This window comes from Klebsiella sp. HN106 (genome assembly GCF_051209435.1).
GTDB classification, from domain to species: domain Bacteria; phylum Pseudomonadota; class Gammaproteobacteria; order Enterobacterales; family Enterobacteriaceae; genus Klebsiella; species Klebsiella oxytoca.
The window spans coordinates 864,009-880,314 of the sequence record NZ_JBLURD010000002.1 but is presented as its reverse complement, the minus strand read 5'-3'; the positions used below and the strand labels follow the sequence as shown (position 1 = coordinate 880,314).

15 protein-coding genes are annotated in these 16,306 nt (G+C 56.3%); 10 read left to right on the top strand and 5 right to left on the bottom strand.

Annotated features, from left to right (window positions below; translation table 11 throughout):
* Positions 1–94: 94 nt before the first annotated feature.
* Positions 95–553, top strand: coding sequence for a YaiI/YqxD family protein (locus tag ACSIPU_RS10705; protein WP_004099390.1), 459 nt, complete (start codon positions 95–97; stop codon positions 551–553).
* Here the strand turns inward: ACSIPU_RS10705 and ACSIPU_RS10700 are convergent.
* Positions 550–1,248: a DUF2076 domain-containing protein gene (locus ACSIPU_RS10700; protein ID WP_004099391.1), complete on the bottom strand. Its 699-nt coding sequence runs from the start codon at positions 1,246–1,248 to the stop codon at positions 550–552. The two genes, ACSIPU_RS10705 and ACSIPU_RS10700, sit on opposite strands and share 4 nt — an antisense overlap.
* A gap of 334 nt (positions 1,249–1,582) precedes the next feature.
* On the opposite strand from ACSIPU_RS10700, the gene aroL reads away from it, so the two are divergent.
* The 4 genes from aroL (at position 1,583) to ppnP (ending at position 3,680) form a co-directional block, all read left to right on the top strand.
* Complete coding sequence (gene aroL, locus ACSIPU_RS10695) at positions 1,583–2,110, top strand: shikimate kinase AroL (RefSeq protein ID WP_004099392.1); 528 nt, start codon at positions 1,583–1,585, stop codon at positions 2,108–2,110.
* Between the two features lie 71 nt (positions 2,111–2,181).
* Complete coding sequence (locus tag ACSIPU_RS10690) at positions 2,182–2,373, top strand: YaiA family protein (protein ID WP_070557159.1); 192 nt, start codon at positions 2,182–2,184, stop codon at positions 2,371–2,373.
* A 254-nt stretch (positions 2,374–2,627) separates the two neighbouring features.
* Complete coding sequence (locus ACSIPU_RS10685; protein WP_168217105.1) at positions 2,628–3,308, top strand: AroM family protein; 681 nt, start codon at positions 2,628–2,630, stop codon at positions 3,306–3,308.
* A gap of 87 nt (positions 3,309–3,395) precedes the next feature.
* Positions 3,396–3,680, top strand: a complete 285-nt coding sequence (ppnP, locus tag ACSIPU_RS10680) for a pyrimidine/purine nucleoside phosphorylase (protein WP_004099395.1) — start codon at positions 3,396–3,398, stop codon at positions 3,678–3,680.
* A 42-nt stretch (positions 3,681–3,722) separates the two neighbouring features.
* On the opposite strand, the gene rdgC is transcribed toward ppnP, so the two are convergent.
* Positions 3,723–4,634, bottom strand: coding sequence for a recombination-associated protein RdgC (rdgC, locus tag ACSIPU_RS10675; protein ID WP_004099396.1), 912 nt, complete (start codon positions 4,632–4,634; stop codon positions 3,723–3,725).
* 90 nt (positions 4,635–4,724) lie between these two features.
* On the opposite strand from rdgC, the gene mak reads away from it, so the two are divergent.
* The gene (mak, locus tag ACSIPU_RS10670; protein ID WP_196557677.1) at positions 4,725–5,630 is read left to right on the top strand and encodes a fructokinase; all 906 of its coding nucleotides are present in this window, start codon (positions 4,725–4,727) and stop codon (positions 5,628–5,630) included.
* 48 nt (positions 5,631–5,678) lie between these two features.
* On the opposite strand, the gene ACSIPU_RS10665 is transcribed toward mak, so the two are convergent.
* The 3 genes from ACSIPU_RS10665 to sbcD all read right to left on the bottom strand — a co-directional run bounded on the left by ACSIPU_RS10665 (position 5,679) and on the right by sbcD (position 10,680).
* Positions 5,679–6,041 (bottom strand): NUDIX hydrolase, encoded by a 363-nt coding sequence (locus tag ACSIPU_RS10665; protein WP_196557679.1) that lies wholly within the window; start codon positions 6,039–6,041, stop codon positions 5,679–5,681.
* Between the two features lie 305 nt (positions 6,042–6,346).
* Positions 6,347–9,481 (bottom strand): exonuclease subunit SbcC, encoded by a 3,135-nt coding sequence (gene sbcC, locus ACSIPU_RS10660; protein WP_196557681.1) that lies wholly within the window; start codon positions 9,479–9,481, stop codon positions 6,347–6,349.
* The gene (gene sbcD, locus ACSIPU_RS10655) at positions 9,478–10,680 is read right to left on the bottom strand and encodes an exonuclease subunit SbcD (protein WP_016808642.1); all 1,203 of its coding nucleotides are present in this window, start codon (positions 10,678–10,680) and stop codon (positions 9,478–9,480) included. The genes sbcC and sbcD overlap by 4 nt, the downstream gene beginning before the upstream one ends.
* A 304-nt stretch (positions 10,681–10,984) precedes the next feature.
* On the opposite strand from sbcD, the gene phoB reads away from it, so the two are divergent.
* From phoB to proY, 4 genes are all read left to right on the top strand, one after another.
* Positions 10,985–11,674: a phosphate response regulator transcription factor PhoB gene (gene phoB / locus ACSIPU_RS10650; protein ID WP_004099401.1), complete on the top strand. Its 690-nt coding sequence runs from the start codon at positions 10,985–10,987 to the stop codon at positions 11,672–11,674.
* A 21-nt stretch (positions 11,675–11,695) separates the two neighbouring features.
* Positions 11,696–12,985, top strand: a complete 1,290-nt coding sequence (gene phoR, locus ACSIPU_RS10645) for a phosphate regulon sensor histidine kinase PhoR (protein ID WP_023329353.1) — start codon at positions 11,696–11,698, stop codon at positions 12,983–12,985.
* Positions 12,986–13,403: 418 nt separating this feature from the next.
* Positions 13,404–14,723, top strand: a complete 1,320-nt coding sequence (brnQ, locus tag ACSIPU_RS10640) for a branched-chain amino acid transporter carrier protein BrnQ (RefSeq protein WP_004099403.1) — start codon at positions 13,404–13,406, stop codon at positions 14,721–14,723.
* Between the two features lie 123 nt (positions 14,724–14,846).
* Positions 14,847–16,217 (top strand): proline-specific permease ProY, encoded by a 1,371-nt coding sequence (gene proY / locus ACSIPU_RS10635; RefSeq protein WP_004099404.1) that lies wholly within the window; start codon positions 14,847–14,849, stop codon positions 16,215–16,217.
* The last annotated feature ends 89 nt before the right edge of the window (positions 16,218–16,306 follow it).

The window sequence follows — 16,306 nt, the reverse complement described above, 5'->3', positions numbered from 1 at the left end:
TATCGTTAGCGACATAGCTTATCATCTTGTTGCTTTCGCGGAAGGCCAAAGCAGGCGACAATACGTTATCTCTTTTTCATCGACAGGAGCCGCAATGGCTATTTGGGTTGATGCGGACGCGTGTCCGAACGTCATTAAAGATATTTTGTTCCGCGCCGCCGAGCGTACGCAAATCTCGCTGACGCTGGTCGCTAACCAGCCGCTGCGCGTCCCGCCGTCGCGCTTTATTCGCACGCTGCGCGTGGCGCAGGGTTTTGACGTGGCGGATAACGAAATCGTACGTTTATGTGAACCGGGGGATCTGGTGATTACCGCCGATATCCCGCTGGCGGCGGAAGTGCTGGCGAAGGGTGGGGCGGCGCTGAACCCGCGCGGCGAACGCTACAGTGAGGCGACGATACGCGAACGCCTCACGATGCGCGATTTTATGGAAACGATGCGGGCCAGCGGCGTGCAGACCGGCGGCCCGGATAGCTTATCCCAGCGCGATCGACAGCAGTTTGCCGCCGCGCTGGAGAAATGGCTGCTGGACGTCAAGCGCCAGCAGGGTTAAACCCAGCTGTCGTCGTCGCTGCCGAAATCATCGTTGCCAAAACCGGCGTCGAAGTCGGCATCATAGTCGTTGTTGTCGGCAAGGAACTGACTGTCATCCTGGCGGAAGGTATCGTCAGCGACGCTATTGTCCTGCGCCTGGCTGAGATCCGGCTGCGGTTTCTCTTCGATGATATTAACGATCTCCTGCGGATGCGAGCCGCTAAACATATTGGTGAGCATGTTTCCCAGCACCACCCCGCCCGCAACGCCCGCCGCCGTTTGCAGCGCACCGGCCATAAAACCGCCGCCGCTGCGGGCGCCCTGAGGCGCATAGCTCTGCTGTTGCGTCTGCGGAGCATACTGAGGCTGGACGCTGGCCTGAGGGCGACCATACTGCTCGGCCCCAGGAATGGGATCGGAACCGCGAGACTGACCGCCACCAAACAGACCAGAGAGAAAGCCACCGCTGCTCGGCTTCGCGGCCTGCAGCTGGCTGACCTGACTTTCCAGCGCCTGAATCCGCTCGTTGAGCTGCTTGATTGCCGCTTCCTGAATCAGAATCGTTTGCGCCATATAGTAAGGGGCGAACGGTTGTTCTTTAATGTGCCCGGCAATCCGCTCCTCAGCGCTGGAATCGCGCGATGCGCTGCGGCTCTCGGCCTCTTTTAACCGGGAAAACAGTCCATCGATAAGGCGTTGCTCTTCAGATTGCATACTACATACCTCTGTCATACTGATTGATTAGCCTCAGATTCGCTCCGAAGCACGGATGTTGTAAATATGTGGCTGCGTAAAGCTGTGCAGAAATGTGTTACTGTTTACGCCAGACTGCGAACAAAAAATAACTTTTGTACAAAAGTAAAGCTGGCATAACACCACGTGCAATGATAAGTTTACATTTAAAGTCCTTTCTATTACTAAGGTGAAAGGGTTTGCAGATGGTGTGTAACGTTTATTTTACGGTTATCGTCGGGTAAGTTTGCGGTACCATTGTTTCTCTTTTCGCTTTCATTTATCCGCAAAACGCGGAACCAAGGGGTCTTCGGTAATGACACAGCTAATTTTTCTTGTCGGGCCTCGCGGCTGCGGTAAAACGACGATCGGTCATGCGCTGGCGGAAGCTCGCGGTTTCCAGTTCGCCGATACGGATCATGAGCTTCAGGAGCATGAACAACGCAGCGTGGCGACTATCGTTCAGCAGGAAGGCTGGGAACGCTTTCGCGCTCTGGAAACGCAGGCGCTGGAACGCGTCGCTCAACCCGCAACGATCATCGCTACCGGCGGCGGCATTATTCTCAGCGAATACAATCGTCAGTTTATGCGGGAAAATGGCGTCGTGATCTATCTTGAGGCCACGGTTTCTGCCCTGATTGGTCGTCTTGAAGCCTATCCGAAGGCGGAACAGCGCCCTACGCTGACCGGAAAGCCGATCCGCGATGAAGTGGGGGAGGTGCTGGCACAGAGGGAAGCGCTGTATCGGGCCGCCGCGCATCATATTATCAACGCGACCGTCCCGCCGGATGAAGTCGTTGAACAGATTATGACGACCGTCTGCGGTGAGACCTATACCAGTTAAGACTTTACCTGGGGTAAACGGATCGGCAGCGCCTATACTTTAAATCTCTTAAGGTAAAAAAAGGAAATGCTATGCCGACCAGACCTCCATATCCAAGGGAAGCGCGCGTTGTCGCCGTTGAGAAAGGCCCCGAGGGGCAAACGGTGACCTGGTATGAACTGCGCGCTGACCATCCGACGCCTAACTCGCTTATCAGTGAGCACCCTACAGAACAGGAAGCGCTGGACGCTAAACGGCGTTACGAAGATCCTGACAAGTCATAATTCCCCAATAAATGTCCGGGATTCGCTCTGAAAAAGTCGTAACCGGGCATATATCACATTTTTAATTAATTAACAGTACTAATGATTAACTAAGATACGGATTTTCAGGAGCGTTTTAAGCACTTCTGGAATCTTTACATTCCATATTAGCCGTAACCTGCTACGCTTCACGACGGTTGATTTTGGTCACCAGGGGGCAGAAGTCGTAAATAGAAGCCTGTTTTGAAACAGCGGTTGTGACAAAGGTAAATGATATGAGTAGTGCATCGATGGCAATTTTGACCATTGGGGTGGTACCGGTGGCGGAGATGTTGCCGCTTTTAACTGAACATATCAGGGAAGATCAGATCAATCATATTAGCCTGTTAGGCAAAATGGCGCGCGAAGAGGTTATGCGCGATTACTGCGTGGAACCCGGCGATGAAGCGCTGTTAACCTTGCTCAATGATAATCAAATCGCGCAAGTCTCGCGGCAGAAAGTTGAACGTGATTTACATAGCGTCATTGCGATGCTCGATAAACAAAATTACGACCTTATTTTACTGATGAGTACCCATCCTTTTAGCGGATTTAAAGCAAATAATGCAATCCTGCTCGAGCCGCAAAGGATCATTCCGCCGCTGGTCGCGTCGATTGTTGACGGCCATCAGGTGGGAGTAATTGTTCCGGTGGAAGAGATGCTGCCGCTGCAGCGGGATAAATGGCAGGTGTTAACGCATACTCCTCTTTATGCTATCTGCAGTCCGGTTAACGGTAGTAAAGAACAGCTGCTGGCCGCGGGCAGGGAGTTGATTGAACAAGGCGCTGACGTATTAATGCTGGATTGTCTTTGTTACCACCAGCAGCATCGCGATATATTACAAAAAGCGCTGGATATTCCGGTTTTATTGTCAAATATACTGATTTCACGGCTGGCGGCAGAACTATTAGTTTAACCTGTTGTAACACGTTAATTTTACGTGACAGGGGCAAGGAGCGCCCCCTATATTGTGCCTTCAACACAAGATCATAAGGGCGAGTTTATGCTTCAAAGCAATGAATACTTTGACGGAAAAGTAAAATCCATTGGCTTCACCAGCAGCAGCACCGGTCGTGCGAGCGTGGGCGTTATGGCGGAAGGGGAATACACCTTCGGGACCGCGCAGCCGGAAGAGATGACCGTAGTCAGCGGCGCGCTGAACGTTCTTCTGCCGGGTGAAACCGAGTGGAAAGTCTATGCTGCCGGGGAAGTATTCAACGTTCCGGGGAATAGCGAGTTTAATTTGCAGGTGGCTGAGCCGACCTCTTATCTGTGCCGCTATCTGTAATGTTCGTTTCCTTCCTGCGCAGGCAGGAAGGAATTTACCCGATTAGCGCTGCGCTTCGCCGCCTAACCCTTCTACCAGATTCTGAATCAGCGCGGCCAGTTCGCCGGTCATCAGAATAAAGTCCGCGTCAAAGCGCTGAGCGAAATCTTCCCGGTCGATATCTTCATTCTGGTCCCGAAGCTCGTCGCAGAACTTCAGACGTTTAATCGAACCATCATCGCACATTAAGAACTGAATGCGCTGCTGCCAGTCGAGCGCCAGCTTGGTCACCACCTTACCAGCCTCAATGTGCACAGCGATCTCATCGCTGACCAGATCCTGTTTTTTCGCGCGGATCACGCCGCCATCTTCCAGCATCGCTTTCAGCTCGGCTTCATCCAGCAGCTGGAAGCCCTGAGCCACGGTACCGGAACGCACCCACTCGGTCAGCGTCAGTTCGATCGGGGTTTCCAGCGCCAGCGGAACAACCGGCAGCGAGCCCAGGGTTTTACGCAGCAGCGCCAGCGTATCTTCCGCTTTTTTGGCGCTGGCGCAGTCCACCATGATCAACCCGTTGACGGTATCGATCCACATCATGGTCTGGCTGAAGCGGCTAAAGGCGCGCGGCAGCAGGGAATGAAGCACTTCATCCTTCAGCGAATCTTTTTCCGTTTTTTTCAGCTTACGGCCCTGTTCGGCTTCCAGCTTGAAGATCTTTGCTTCCAGCGCCTGTTTGATCACCGGAGACGGCAGGATCTTCTCTTCTTTACGCGCGCAGATAACTATCTGGCCATTTGCCGTATGGGTCAGCGCATCACTGTGCGAGCCCATCGGCGGAACCCAACCGGTTTTGGCCATATCCTGGCTGCCGCAAGGGGTAAATGTCAGCTCGGCCAGCTGTTTTTCCATCTCCTCGGCGCGCAGGGAAATGTCGCGGCTGAGACGATAAACCATTAAATTTTTGAACCACAGCATGATAATTTCCACGGCTTTGTCGTTAAATCCAGCGGGCATGATAGCGAATTGTCGCTATGCTTGCATTGTTAATCGGGAGAGGAATTCACAGTGCGCATTGGGATTGATTTAGGCGGGACCAAAACGGAAGTCATCGCGCTGAGCGACCAGGGAGAGCAGCTATTTCGCCACCGCCTGCCTACGCCAGGGGGTGATTATCGCCAGACGATAGAGACGATAGCCTCGCTGGTCGAGATGGCCGAGCAGGCTACCGGGCAGAGCGGCACGGTCGGCGTCGGCATCCCCGGTTCGATTTCGCCTTATACCGGCGTAGTTAAAAATGCCAACTCAACGTGGCTCAACGGCCAGCCGTTTGATAAAGACCTTAGCCAGCGTCTACAACGTGAAGTGCGTCTGGCCAACGATGCCAACTGCCTCGCGGTGTCGGAAGCGGTCGACGGCGCGGCGGTCGGGGCGCAAACGGTATTTGCAGTCATCATTGGCACCGGCTGCGGTTCAGGCGTGGCGCTTAACGAACGCGCCCATATTGGCGGCAACGGCACGGCGGGCGAGTGGGGACACAATCCGCTGCCGTGGATGGATGAGGATGAACTGCGCTATCGCGCTGAAGTACCGTGCTACTGCGGTAAACAGGGCTGTATCGAAACCTTTATCTCCGGCACCGGCTTTGCGACCGATTACCAGCGCCTGAGCGGTCAGCGGCTACAGGGCAGCGAGATTATGCAGCGCGTCGGCGAGCGGGACCCGGTAGCGGAACTGGCGCTGAGCCGCTATGAGATGCGGCTGGCGAAGTCGTTGGCTCACGTGGTCAACATTCTCGATCCGGACGTCATTGTGCTTGGCGGGGGAATGAGCAACGTTGATCGTCTCTACCAGACGGTGCCGAATCTGCTAAAACCGTGGGTATTCGGCGGTGAATGCGAGACGCCGATTCGCCGGGCGGTGCACGGGGACTCCAGCGGCGTGCGCGGCGCGGCCTGGCTGTGGCCGCTGTAATCTTCAACCCGCTGCGCGGCCTGAACGGTGCAGCGGGTACCCTGCGGATTATCGGTCCGGGATCTCCTCCAGGCTGTAATAAATCGACAGCCCCCTTTTTTTGCCTTCCTCAATATCCAGATCCGCGCCGCGAGATTCGCCCGGCAGGCGTAAAATAGCGTCACAGCGGCTAATTAAGCGGTGAGCGACGGGGTAGAGATATTCCTCGCTAATCTCATCGCCAATTTGCGTGGAACCCGCGGCTTTGGCTATGGGCAAAGCCAGCCATTCGCCGACGACCGGAATATGACCTTTTTTGTACACGCTTAGCGCAACCTGGGCCATGTTGTTCAGGTTCGCTTCGATTAATTCCGGACGATTCTGGGTACCGCTGCGTACCGGGCCGGCGATCAAAATAAGTAACTTTTTCATTTTTCAGGACCTTCTTGATGCGTTGCAGGAGAATGTAGGGCAATGCAGTTGCGGCCATCCTTTCCCGTAACATGCTTTGCCAGTGCGAAAGCTAAATGCACGAATTTGCACGAATTGAGCGTTTCATGAGAATGAATTGACATTTACGCGCATGAGGCTGCCTGTTAATTACCGAATTAGAAAGTAATGTTAACGTATCATGCGAATTCGTGCATAATCAAGATGAGTCGTGATTTGAGAGCTGAGAGGAGATTGATGACCCCCTGTCGGGAGGAGGTCATCAGGGATGAAAAGGATGAAGAAAGTTACTCGACGGCGAAGGTTTTATCCAGGCGGCTATAGCCCAGCCCGTTGATCTTTTTAACTTTAATTTGCACCGGAATGCGCTCTTTCATCGCCTCGACGTGGCTGATGACGCCGATAATCTTGCCGCTGGCGTTGAGCGCGTCCAGCGCATCCAGCGCGGTATCGAGGGTTTCGCTATCCAGCGTGCCGAAGCCCTCATCAAGAAACAACGAGTCTATCCGCGTCTTATGGCTCACCAGGTCGGAGAGCGCCAGCGCCAGCGCGAGGCTTACGAGGAAACTCTCGCCGCCGGAGAGGGTCCGGGTGTCGCGCACCGCGTCCGCTTGCCAGGTGTCGACCACTTCAAGCTCCAGGGCATCGCTGGCTTTACGTTGCAGCAGATAGCGACCGTGCAGGCGATTAAGCTGGTGGTTGGCCAGCCACACCAGATTATCCAGCGTCAGGCCCTGGGCAAATTTACGGAATTTATCGCCCTCCCTGGAGCCGATAAGCGAGTTCAGCCATCCCCAGTCTTCCACTTCCTGCGCAGTGCGCTCCATCTGCTGGCGTAAAGCGTGCTGACGCTGCTGGTTTTCTGCATTCTGTTTCAGCTGCTGGCGAATCTCTCCCTGACGGGCGCTGTTTTCCCGCAGCAGCGTCGTTAGCTGCTGAAGCTGTTCCTGCACCTGCTCAAGAGACTGGCTGAAGTCCATTTCCGCCGGCGGCTGCCGGCTGTGGTTATCGAGCGCTTCGCGAGCCCGTAGCGCCAGCGCCTGATTCTGCTGTAGCCTGCTCTCCAGCGTCTGTTTCAGGTTTTCGAGACGCTGGCGCGTTTCCTCATCAAGCAGCGCGGCGAGAAATGCCTGCCGGTCCGCGAAGGGGCTGGCGGCCAGCGCTGCGCTGAACTGCGCTTCGCTCTCTTTCAACTGAACCTGCTGCTGGCTCTCCTGCTGCCCCAGAGTTTGCCACTGGCTCTGGATCGCGAGGCATTCATCGTGCACCTGACGCCAGCCGTCGAGCGGCGCGGGTTCTGCCGCTAAGTCCGTTTCCGGTAAGGCCTCCAGCAGCGGGGTCAGCTGCTGGAGCTGTTCCTGCAGGGCGAGCAGTTCATTCTGTTTGGCCTGCCAGCTGCGGGTCTCTTCTTCCCGCAGCGCCAGCCAGCTCGCGGTCTGCTCTGCAGCCGGTAGGCTCAGGCTAAAGGCGCTCAGTTCGGCCGCCAGCGCGGCGCTGCGCTGCTCTTGTTCCTGCTGTAGCTGCTGAAGCTGCTGCTGGCACTCCTGCTGCTGAGCCTGCCAGGCCAGACGCTGCTGATGCTGATAGAGCCGCTGTTCATGCTCCTGCTGCGCATTTATCCAGCCCGGAATATCATCCTTTGGCGTCAGGTCGATATTTAATCCGCCGATCGTCTCCTGCCAGCGTGATGTAAGCGCTTGCTCCTGCTGCAGAAGCGATGCTTTCTCAGCCGCCTCTTTTTGCTGGTGCTTAATCAGGGCGTCCAGCTCGCCGCGCACCAGGGCGCCAGCCTCCGCCAGCTGTTTAACTTCGCGCTCCAGCGCATCGCGCCGCGCCTGATTAACGCCGGGAACCAGCGCCTGATATTCGGCGACGGCCGGATGCTGCGCGGAACCGCAGAGCGGACATGGGGTACCGGGCTGCAGGCGAGCACGCTCGGCCTCAAGACCGGCAATGCGCGCTTCCATTTCGCACAGGGCTTTCACATCGCTCAGCTGCTGATTCTTCTCTTTATAAGCCTGACGGCGCTGAGCCAGCATCGCTTCCAGTTTTTCCTGCTCCTGCCTGGTGGCCTGCCCGGCGGCGTTGAGCTGCATCAGGCGCTGGCCCAGAGGCTGAAGTTGACTATGTAGCGCTGAGAGCTGCTGGCGCAGAGCGCGAGCCGCGGCGTGCTGCGCCAGCCCGGCGCTGACCTGTTCGGCATCCAGCGTCAGCACGGCGGGCGGCAGGTCTGCCAGTCTGCGACGGGTTTCCGCCAGACGTTGCTGCAGGGCGGCTTGCTGCTGGGTATCGCGAGTCTGCTGCTGGAAAGCCGCCCGCCAGCCCGCCAGCGCATTGCCCCACCGCTGAAAACGGTCATGCTCTTTTAGCCATGCGGAGAGCGTTTGCTGGTGGCTCTGCAGGCGTTCAGACTGCTGGCGGGCGGCGAGGCGAATCCCCGCTCGCCGTCGCAGCCTTTCATGTAAGCGAGTATTTACTTCTTCTCTCAGGCGACGGGTTTGCGCCAGCGCGGTGGTTTGTTCCTGCTGACGCGTCCACTGTGGACGTAAGTGCTCTGCTGGCTGGGCATTCAGCAGCACGGTCAGCTGTGGCTGCGCCTGCTCCAGCGCAGATTGGGCTTCGCGTAGCGCGCTCTGCGCCTGCAGATCTTCTGCTGTCAGCTCTGCGCGGCGTACCAGCCACTGACGGGCATTTTGCAGACGGCTTTGTTCGCTAACCTTCTGTTTTTCTTCATCAGTAAGCGCTTGCAAACTTTGCTGTAGCGCCAGCTGCTGGTCGTCGCTTAGCAGCAGGACGCCGGAAGCCTGAGCCTGGATTTTCTCCAGCTCGACGCGGGCCTGCTTATGCTTTTCAAAGACCTGCGCGGAAATCTGGCCGTAAATTTCGGTACCGGTCAGCTCTTCCAGCAGCTCGGCGCGCTCTTTCGGTTTAGCATTCAGGAAGGCGGCGAACTGCCCCTGCGATAGCAGCATCGAGCGGGTGAAGCGGCCATAGTCCAGGCCGGTGAGCGAGGCGGTCATTTCCAGCTTGTCTTTGATCTTATCGGCGAGGATTTTGCCATCCTCGCAGCGCGCCAGCTCGACGCGCGGCACCTGCAGGTTGCCGTCCGGCTGGTTTCGCGCCCGGTTCTGACTCCAGAAGGCGCGATAGGCGATGCCTTTGACTTCGAACTCCACTTCCGCCAGACATTCGGCGGTGTCGCGGGTCATCAGATCGTTTTGTGATTGCGACACGCTGCTCAGGCGCGGGGTTTCGTGATAGAGCGCGAGGCAGATAGCATCCAGCAGCGTGGTTTTTCCGGCGCCGGTCGGCCCGGTAATCGCGAACAGACCGTTGCTGGCGAACGGCTCAGCGGTGAAATCAATTTTCCATTCACCTTTCAGTGAATTGAGGTTTTTCAGGCGTAAGCTGAGTATTTTCACAGGCGATCCTCACCGTTCAGGCTATGCAGCGTTTCATTAAAAAGCTGTTCCAGGCGCTGCTGCTGCGCGGCTTCCAGCGTTTCCAGCGCCAGACGGCGGGCGAAGACATCCTCCACCTGCAGTTCGCTGAGGGTCTCTCGCTGAGCGCCGGCCAGAATGCGGTTGCGCTGGGCGCGACTGCGGCGCACCAGCAGGACTTCCACCGGCAGCGTTTCGGTCTGCGCCTGAATTTTACGCTGGATATCATGCATATATTCGTCGCTGGTGATTTCGATATCCAGCCACACTGCGGGCTGCAGGGCGCTATCCTGCCATTGGTTTAGCTGCTCGCTAATGCTGGCGAAATCGCCCTTTAGCACCGCCAGCGGCTGGGTGACGGGAACGATAAGCGGCGTGACATCCGCCAGACGCCCGTGGGTAAAAGTGACCAGATTGACGCTTTTATTTTTCCCTGTTTCATCAAAGCTCAGCGGGATGGGGGAGCCGCTGTAGCGGATATGCTCGCAGCCGCCCACCACCTGCGCACGGTGAATATGGCCGAGCGCAATATAGTCGGCAGGCGGAAAACGGCTCGCCGGAAAGGCGTCCAGCGTACCGATATAGATTTCGCGCACCGCGTCGCTTTTGCTGGCGCCGACGGTGGTTAAATGGCCGCTGGCGATAATCGGTAGCGCCCGGTCGCCGCGCAGTTCGCAGGCCTGCTGGTACTGCTGCTGGTAATAGTCGCTGATGGCGCTCAGGAGCTGCTGCTGCTTTTCGCCGCTGGAGTGCCCGGCCTGGCTGGTTACCAGTTCACGCGGGCGCAGGAACGGCACCGGGCAAAAAATCGCCCCCGGCGAACCGTCGCGCAGCGGCAGAATAAAGGGGGCGTGGCCGGCATTGGCCACGACCGTGGTTTTCAGGAACGCAAGAATGTCTCGCGACTCGTTGAGGGTGGCGACCGAATCATGGTTGCCCGCCAGCACCACCAGCCGACAGCCGGTTTGCTGCAGCTGAACGACAAACCGGTTATACAGCTCGCGCGCGTAGCTCGGCGGGGAGCCAGTATCAAAAATATCGCCCGCGACAATAATGGCATCGACGTCATATTCCTGCGCGCTGGCCAGCAGCCAGTCGAGAAACGCCTGATGTTCGGCGGCGCGACTTTTGCTGTAAAAATTTTGCCCAAGATGCCAGTCAGAGGTATGAAGGATGCGCATAGTTGTTCCATAGCGTAAAAGCGAAAGCGGCATTATATACCCGTCATCCTTCAAGTTGCTTATGTGTTGGCTACCCGCGCCCACCCAGTCGCATCGTTATCTCTTTTTTGGGACTTACGCCCTTGCTGCCTTTAAGCAAGCCGAATTATTACGGGGACAACACTGCTCTCAGGCGCGATAAGTCCGCGTCACAATTCGAAATCCGCGTTCATCCGGCGGTCATTTTTTTCATAAATCTGTCATAAATCTGACGCATAATGGCCGCGCACTTCTATACTGATGGCTAAAAAATACAGGGTAAATAATGGCGAGAAGAATTCTGGTCGTTGAAGATGAAGCTCCAATCCGCGAGATGGTTTGCTTTGTTCTGGAGCAAAACGGCTTTCAGCCCGTCGAGGCGGAAGATTTTGACAGCGCGGTTAATCAGCTCAATGAACCCTGGCCGGATTTGATCCTCCTCGACTGGATGCTGCCGGGTGGGTCGGGTCTGCAGTTTATTAAACAGCTCAAGCGTGAAGCGATGACCCGCGATATTCCCGTGGTGATGCTCACCGCCCGCGGCGAAGAGGAAGATCGCGTCCGCGGTCTGGAGACCGGCGCCGATGACTACATCACTAAGCCGTTTTCCCCGAAAGAGCTGGTGGCGCGAATTAAAGCCGTGATGCGGCGCATTTCGCCGATGGCGGTGGAAGAGGTGATTGAAATGCAGGGGCTGAGCCTGGACCCCTCTTCGCATCGGGTCATGACCGGTGAAAATCCGCTGGATATGGGGCCGACGGAGTTTAAATTATTACACTTCTTTATGACCCACCCGGAACGGGTTTATAGCCGCGAACAGCTGCTGAATCACGTCTGGGGAACCAACGTTTATGTTGAAGACAGAACGGTAGACGTGCATATTCGCCGTCTGCGCAAAGCGCTGGAACATAGCGGCCATGACCGGATGGTACAAACGGTTCGCGGTACGGGATATCGTTTCTCCGCCCGATTCTGAATGTTGACAGGAGTGTGAACCGTGCTGGAACGGCTGTCATGGAAAAGGCTGGCGCTTGAGCTTTTCTTGTGTTGTATCCCGGCCCTGATCCTCGGGGCGTTTTTAGGTCATCTGCCGTGGTTTTTATTGGCGGCAGTGACCGGTCTTCTTATCTGGCATTTCTGGAATCTGATGCGCCTGTCATGGTGGCTGTGGGTTGACCGCAGCATGACGCCTCCGCCGGGTAGCGGCAGCTGGGAGCCGCTGCTGTACGGACTGCATCAAATGCAGATGCGTAATAAAAAGCGTCGCCGTGAGCTGGGCAACCTGATTAAGCGCTTTCGCAGCGGGGCGGAGTCTCTGCCGGATGCGGTAGTGCTGACCACCGAAGAAGGCGCGATGTTCTGGTGTAACGGCCTGGCGCAGCAGATCCTGAATCTACGCTGGCCTGACGATAACGGGCAGAACATCCTTAACCTCTTGCGCTATCCTGAATTTGCCAATTACCTGAAATACAGGGATTTTTCTAAACCGCTCAACCTGGTGCTGAATAACGGCCGCCATCTGGAGATTCGCGTGATGCCCTACAGCGATAAACAGCTGCTGATGGTTGCGCGCGATGTTACGCAGATGCACCAGCTGGAAGGGGCGCGGAGAAACTTTTTCGCTAACGTCAGCCATGAGCTGCGTACGCCGCTGACGGTGCTGCAGGGGTATCTGGAGATGATGCAGGAGCAGGTGCTGGAAGGGGGGACGCGCGAAAAAGCGTTGCACACCATGCGCGAGCAAACTCAGCGAATGGAAGGCCTGGTGAAACAATTGCTGACGCTGTCGCGAATCGAAGCCGCGCCGGTCCTGGCGATGAACGATAAAATCGATGTGCCGATGATGCTGCGGGTCGTTGAGCGCGAAGCGCAAACGCTAAGCCAGCAGAAGCATGCGCTGCATTTTTCGGTTGATGAATCGCTGAAAGTGCTGGGTAATGAAGAACAGCTGCGCAGCGCGATTTCCAACCTGGTGTATAACGCGATCAATCATACGCCGCCGGGAACGGATATTACCGTAAGCTGGCAGCGAGCGCCGCACGGGGCAATGTTCAGCGTCGAAGATAACGGGCCGGGCATCGCGCCGGAACATATTCCGCGCCTGACCGAGCGTTTCTATCGGGTGGATAAAGCGCGCTCGAGACAGACCGGCGGCAGCGGTCTGGGGCTGGCGATTGTCAAACATGCGGTCAGCCATCACGATAGCCGCCTCGAAATTGAGAGTACGCTGGGTAAAGGCACCCGCTTTAGCTTCCTGCTACCGGAACGTTTAATTGCCAAAAATTGAACGCCTGCATGTGGGTGTCAGCATAACTTGCCAATGACCAGCTTCGGCTGGTCATTTTCGTTTGCAGTAAAATCGAAGTTGAGTAATTAACGAACGTTAGCTGCTTTTTTGTTCGCATGATAAGCCAGATGTTTTCCATCCATCAGGTAAATAATTCTACGCATTAAAATAGAGTCAGCATAATCATCTGCTTTTGCGATCCCTCCTTGCTTTAAAACGTTATAAGCGTTTAAATTGCCCCCCTACGGTCGCAGACAGACTGTTTTTGCGTGGTAATTCAAAAAACAATTCTTTTCCACGCCGCTTTGGGAGCATATCCCGCTGAGTTTACTGACAATGGCCGCTGTATCATCCCCAGGGGAAAGGCGCGGTATTTATCCGTTTTTACAACACCACATCCACAGGCTGTAATGAATTTATGACCCATCAGTTAAAATCTCGCGACATCATTGCGTTGGGCTTTATGACCTTCGCGCTGTTCGTCGGCGCAGGCAATATTATCTTTCCTCCGATGGTTGGCTTGCAGGCCGGCGAACACGTCTGGACCGCGGCTATTGGCTTTCTGATTACCGCCGTGGGTCTGCCGGTGCTAACGGTTGTGGCGCTGGCGAAAGTCGGCGGCGGCGTAGAGAGCCTGAGCACGCCGATTGGTAAAGTTGCCGGTATCCTGCTGGCGGTGGTCTGCTACCTTGCCGTTGGGCCGCTGTTTGCGACTCCGCGTACCGCCACCGTCTCTTTTGAAGTGGGGATTGCTCCGCTGACCGGCGACGGCCCGCTGCCGCTGCTGATTTACAGCGTTATCTATTTTGCCCTGGTGATCCTCGTTTCGCTCTATCCGGGCAAGCTGCTGGACACCGTCGGGAATTTCCTCGCGCCGTTGAAAATCATCGCTCTGATTATTCTCGCCGTTGCGGCGATCGTCTGGCCAGCCGGTCCGCTGAGCCACGCGATGGAAGCCTACCGTACCGCGCCATTCTCCAACGGCTTCGTCAACGGCTATCTGACCATGGACACCCTTGGGGCGATGGTCTTTGGGATCGTGATTGTCAACGCGGCGCGTTCTCGCGGCGTGACCGAAGCCCGCCTGCTGACCCGTTACACCGTCTGGGCTGGCCTGATGGCCGGCGTGGGCCTGACGTTGCTGTATCTGGCGTTGTTCCGTTTAGGTTCCGATAGCGGCACGCTGGTGGAGCAGTCCGCTAACGGCGCGGCGATTCTGCACGCTTATGTCCAGCACACCTTCGGCGGCGCGGGGAGCTTCCTGCTGGCAGCGCTGATCTTCATCGCTTGCCTGGTGACGGCGGTAGGCCTGACCTGCGCCTGTGCGGAGTTTTTTGCCCAGTATCTGCCGTTCTCCTATCGTACGCTGGTCTTTATCCTTGGCCTGTTTTCGATGGCGGTTTCCAACCTTGGCCTGAGCCACCTGATTCAGATTTCGATTCCGGTGCTGACGGCTATCTATCCGCCGTGTATCGCACTCGTGGTATTAAGCTTTACCCGTAGTTGGTGGCATAATTCGTCCCGCGTTATTGCCCCGGCAATGTTTATCAGCCTGATGTTTGGTATCATTGACGGCATTAAAGCGTCGGCGTTTGCAGAGATTTTGCCATCCTGGACCGCGCGCCTGCCGCTGGCGGAGCAAGGGTTGGCGTGGCTGATGCCAACCGCCGTGATGGTGATTCTGGCCGTTATCTGGGATCGCGCAGCAGGGCGTCAGGTGGCCTCCAGCGCGCACTAACCGACGCTTTACACAGGTGTTTAACCACGGGACTTCAGGTCCCGTGGTTTTTTGTTTTTTTGGTCATCCTCCCCGGTGCTTTGCCCCCGCGAAGGCCAGAGGAGAAAAACGGCATGGAACACGATGGAAAGTAGTAACAAGCTTAAGCGCGGGCTAAGTACCCGGCATATTCGTTTTATGGCGCTGGGGTCGGCAATCGGTACCGGCCTTTTCTATGGTTCGGCTGACGCGATTAAAATGGCGGGGCCGAGCGTTCTGTTGGCTTATATTATCGGCGGCGTCGCGGCCTACATTATTATGCGCGCGCTGGGCGAAATGTCGGTACACAACCCGGCCGCCAGTTCGTTCTCGCGCTATGCCCAGGATTACCTTGGCCCGCTGGCGGGCTATATCACCGGCTGGACCTACTGTTTTGAAATCCTGATTGTCGCCATAGCCGACGTCACAGCCTTCGGCATCTATATGGGGGTCTGGTTCCCGGCGGTGCCGCACTGGATCTGGGTACTCAGCGTGGTGCTGATTATCTGCGCCGTCAACCTGTTGAGCGTCAAGGTCTTCGGCGAGCTGGAGTTTTGGTTCTCCTTCTTCAAAGTCGCCACTATTATCATCATGATCCTCGCCGGTTTTGGCATCATTATCTGGGGGATCGGCAACGGCGGGCAGCCGACGGGTATCCACAACCTGTGGAGCAACGGCGGCTTCTTCAGCAACGGCTGGCTGGGGATGGTGATGTCGCTGCAGATGGTGATGTTCGCCTACGGTGGGATTGAAATCATCGGCATCACCGCCGGTGAAGCGAAAGATCCGGAGAAATCCATTCCGCGCGCCATTAACTCGGTGCCGATGCGTATCCTCGTGTTTTACGTCGGTACGCTATTCGTGATTATGTCTATCTATCCGTGGAACCAGGTCGGAACCAACGGCAGTCCTTTCGTTCTGACCTTCCAGCATCTGGGTATTACCTTTGCCGCCAGCATCCTGAACTTTGTGGTGCTGACCGCTTCGCTGTCGGCGATTAATTCCGATGTCTTTGGCGTGGGGCGTATGCTGCACGGTATGGCGGAGCAGGGCAGCGCACCGAAGATGTTTACCAAAACGTCCCGTCGCGGGGTGCCGTGGGTAACCGTGATGGTAATGACTATCGCGCTGCTGTTCGCCGTTTACCTTAACTACATTATGCCGGAGAACGTCTTTCTGGTGATCGCCTCCCTGGCGACATTCGCCACCGTCTGGGTGTGGATTATGATCCTGCTGTCGCAGATCGCCTTCCGTCGCCGTCTGCCGCCGGAAGAGGCGAAGGCGCTGAAGTTTAAGGTGCCAGGTGGAGTAACGACCACGGTGATTGGCCTGCTATTCCTGGTCTTTATTATCGGTCTGATTGGCTACCATCCTGACACGCGCATCTCGCTGTACGTGGGCTTTGCGTGGATTATTCTGTTACTGATTGGCTGGCAGTTTAAAACTCGCCGCGAGCGTAAGCTGGCGAAAGCCTAGTCCTTTTCGTTCTCTTCTTGCCGGATACGCACGGGCTATCCGGCAAGCCGTTCCTCCACCCCCGCCATCCTCCCCCAATAATTCTGCCG

What these genes read in the sequence shown, in the direction of transcription:
- ACSIPU_RS10705 (WP_004099390.1), top strand. Translation starts at nt 95, where the DNA reads ATGGCTATTTGGGTTGATGCGGACGCGTGTCCGAACGTCATTAAAGAT.
- ACSIPU_RS10700 (WP_004099391.1), bottom strand. Translation starts at nt 1,248, where the DNA reads ATGCAATCTGAAGAGCAACGCCTTATCGATGGACTGTTTTCCCGGTTA.
- aroL (WP_004099392.1), top strand. Translation starts at nt 1,583, where the DNA reads ATGACACAGCTAATTTTTCTTGTCGGGCCTCGCGGCTGCGGTAAAACG.
- ACSIPU_RS10690 (WP_070557159.1), top strand. Translation starts at nt 2,182, where the DNA reads ATGCCGACCAGACCTCCATATCCAAGGGAAGCGCGCGTTGTCGCCGTT.
- ACSIPU_RS10685 (WP_168217105.1), top strand. Translation starts at nt 2,628, where the DNA reads ATGAGTAGTGCATCGATGGCAATTTTGACCATTGGGGTGGTACCGGTG.
- ppnP (WP_004099395.1), top strand. Translation starts at nt 3,396, where the DNA reads ATGCTTCAAAGCAATGAATACTTTGACGGAAAAGTAAAATCCATTGGC.
- rdgC (WP_004099396.1), bottom strand. Translation starts at nt 4,634, where the DNA reads ATGCTGTGGTTCAAAAATTTAATGGTTTATCGTCTCAGCCGCGACATT.
- ACSIPU_RS10665 (WP_196557679.1), bottom strand. Translation starts at nt 6,041, where the DNA reads ATGAAAAAGTTACTTATTTTGATCGCCGGCCCGGTACGCAGCGGTACC.
- sbcD (WP_016808642.1), bottom strand. Translation starts at nt 10,680, where the DNA reads ATGCGCATCCTTCATACCTCTGACTGGCATCTTGGGCAAAATTTTTAC.
- phoB (WP_004099401.1), top strand. Translation starts at nt 10,985, where the DNA reads ATGGCGAGAAGAATTCTGGTCGTTGAAGATGAAGCTCCAATCCGCGAG.
- brnQ (WP_004099403.1), top strand. Translation starts at nt 13,404, where the DNA reads ATGACCCATCAGTTAAAATCTCGCGACATCATTGCGTTGGGCTTTATG.
- proY (WP_004099404.1), top strand. Translation starts at nt 14,847, where the DNA reads ATGGAAAGTAGTAACAAGCTTAAGCGCGGGCTAAGTACCCGGCATATT.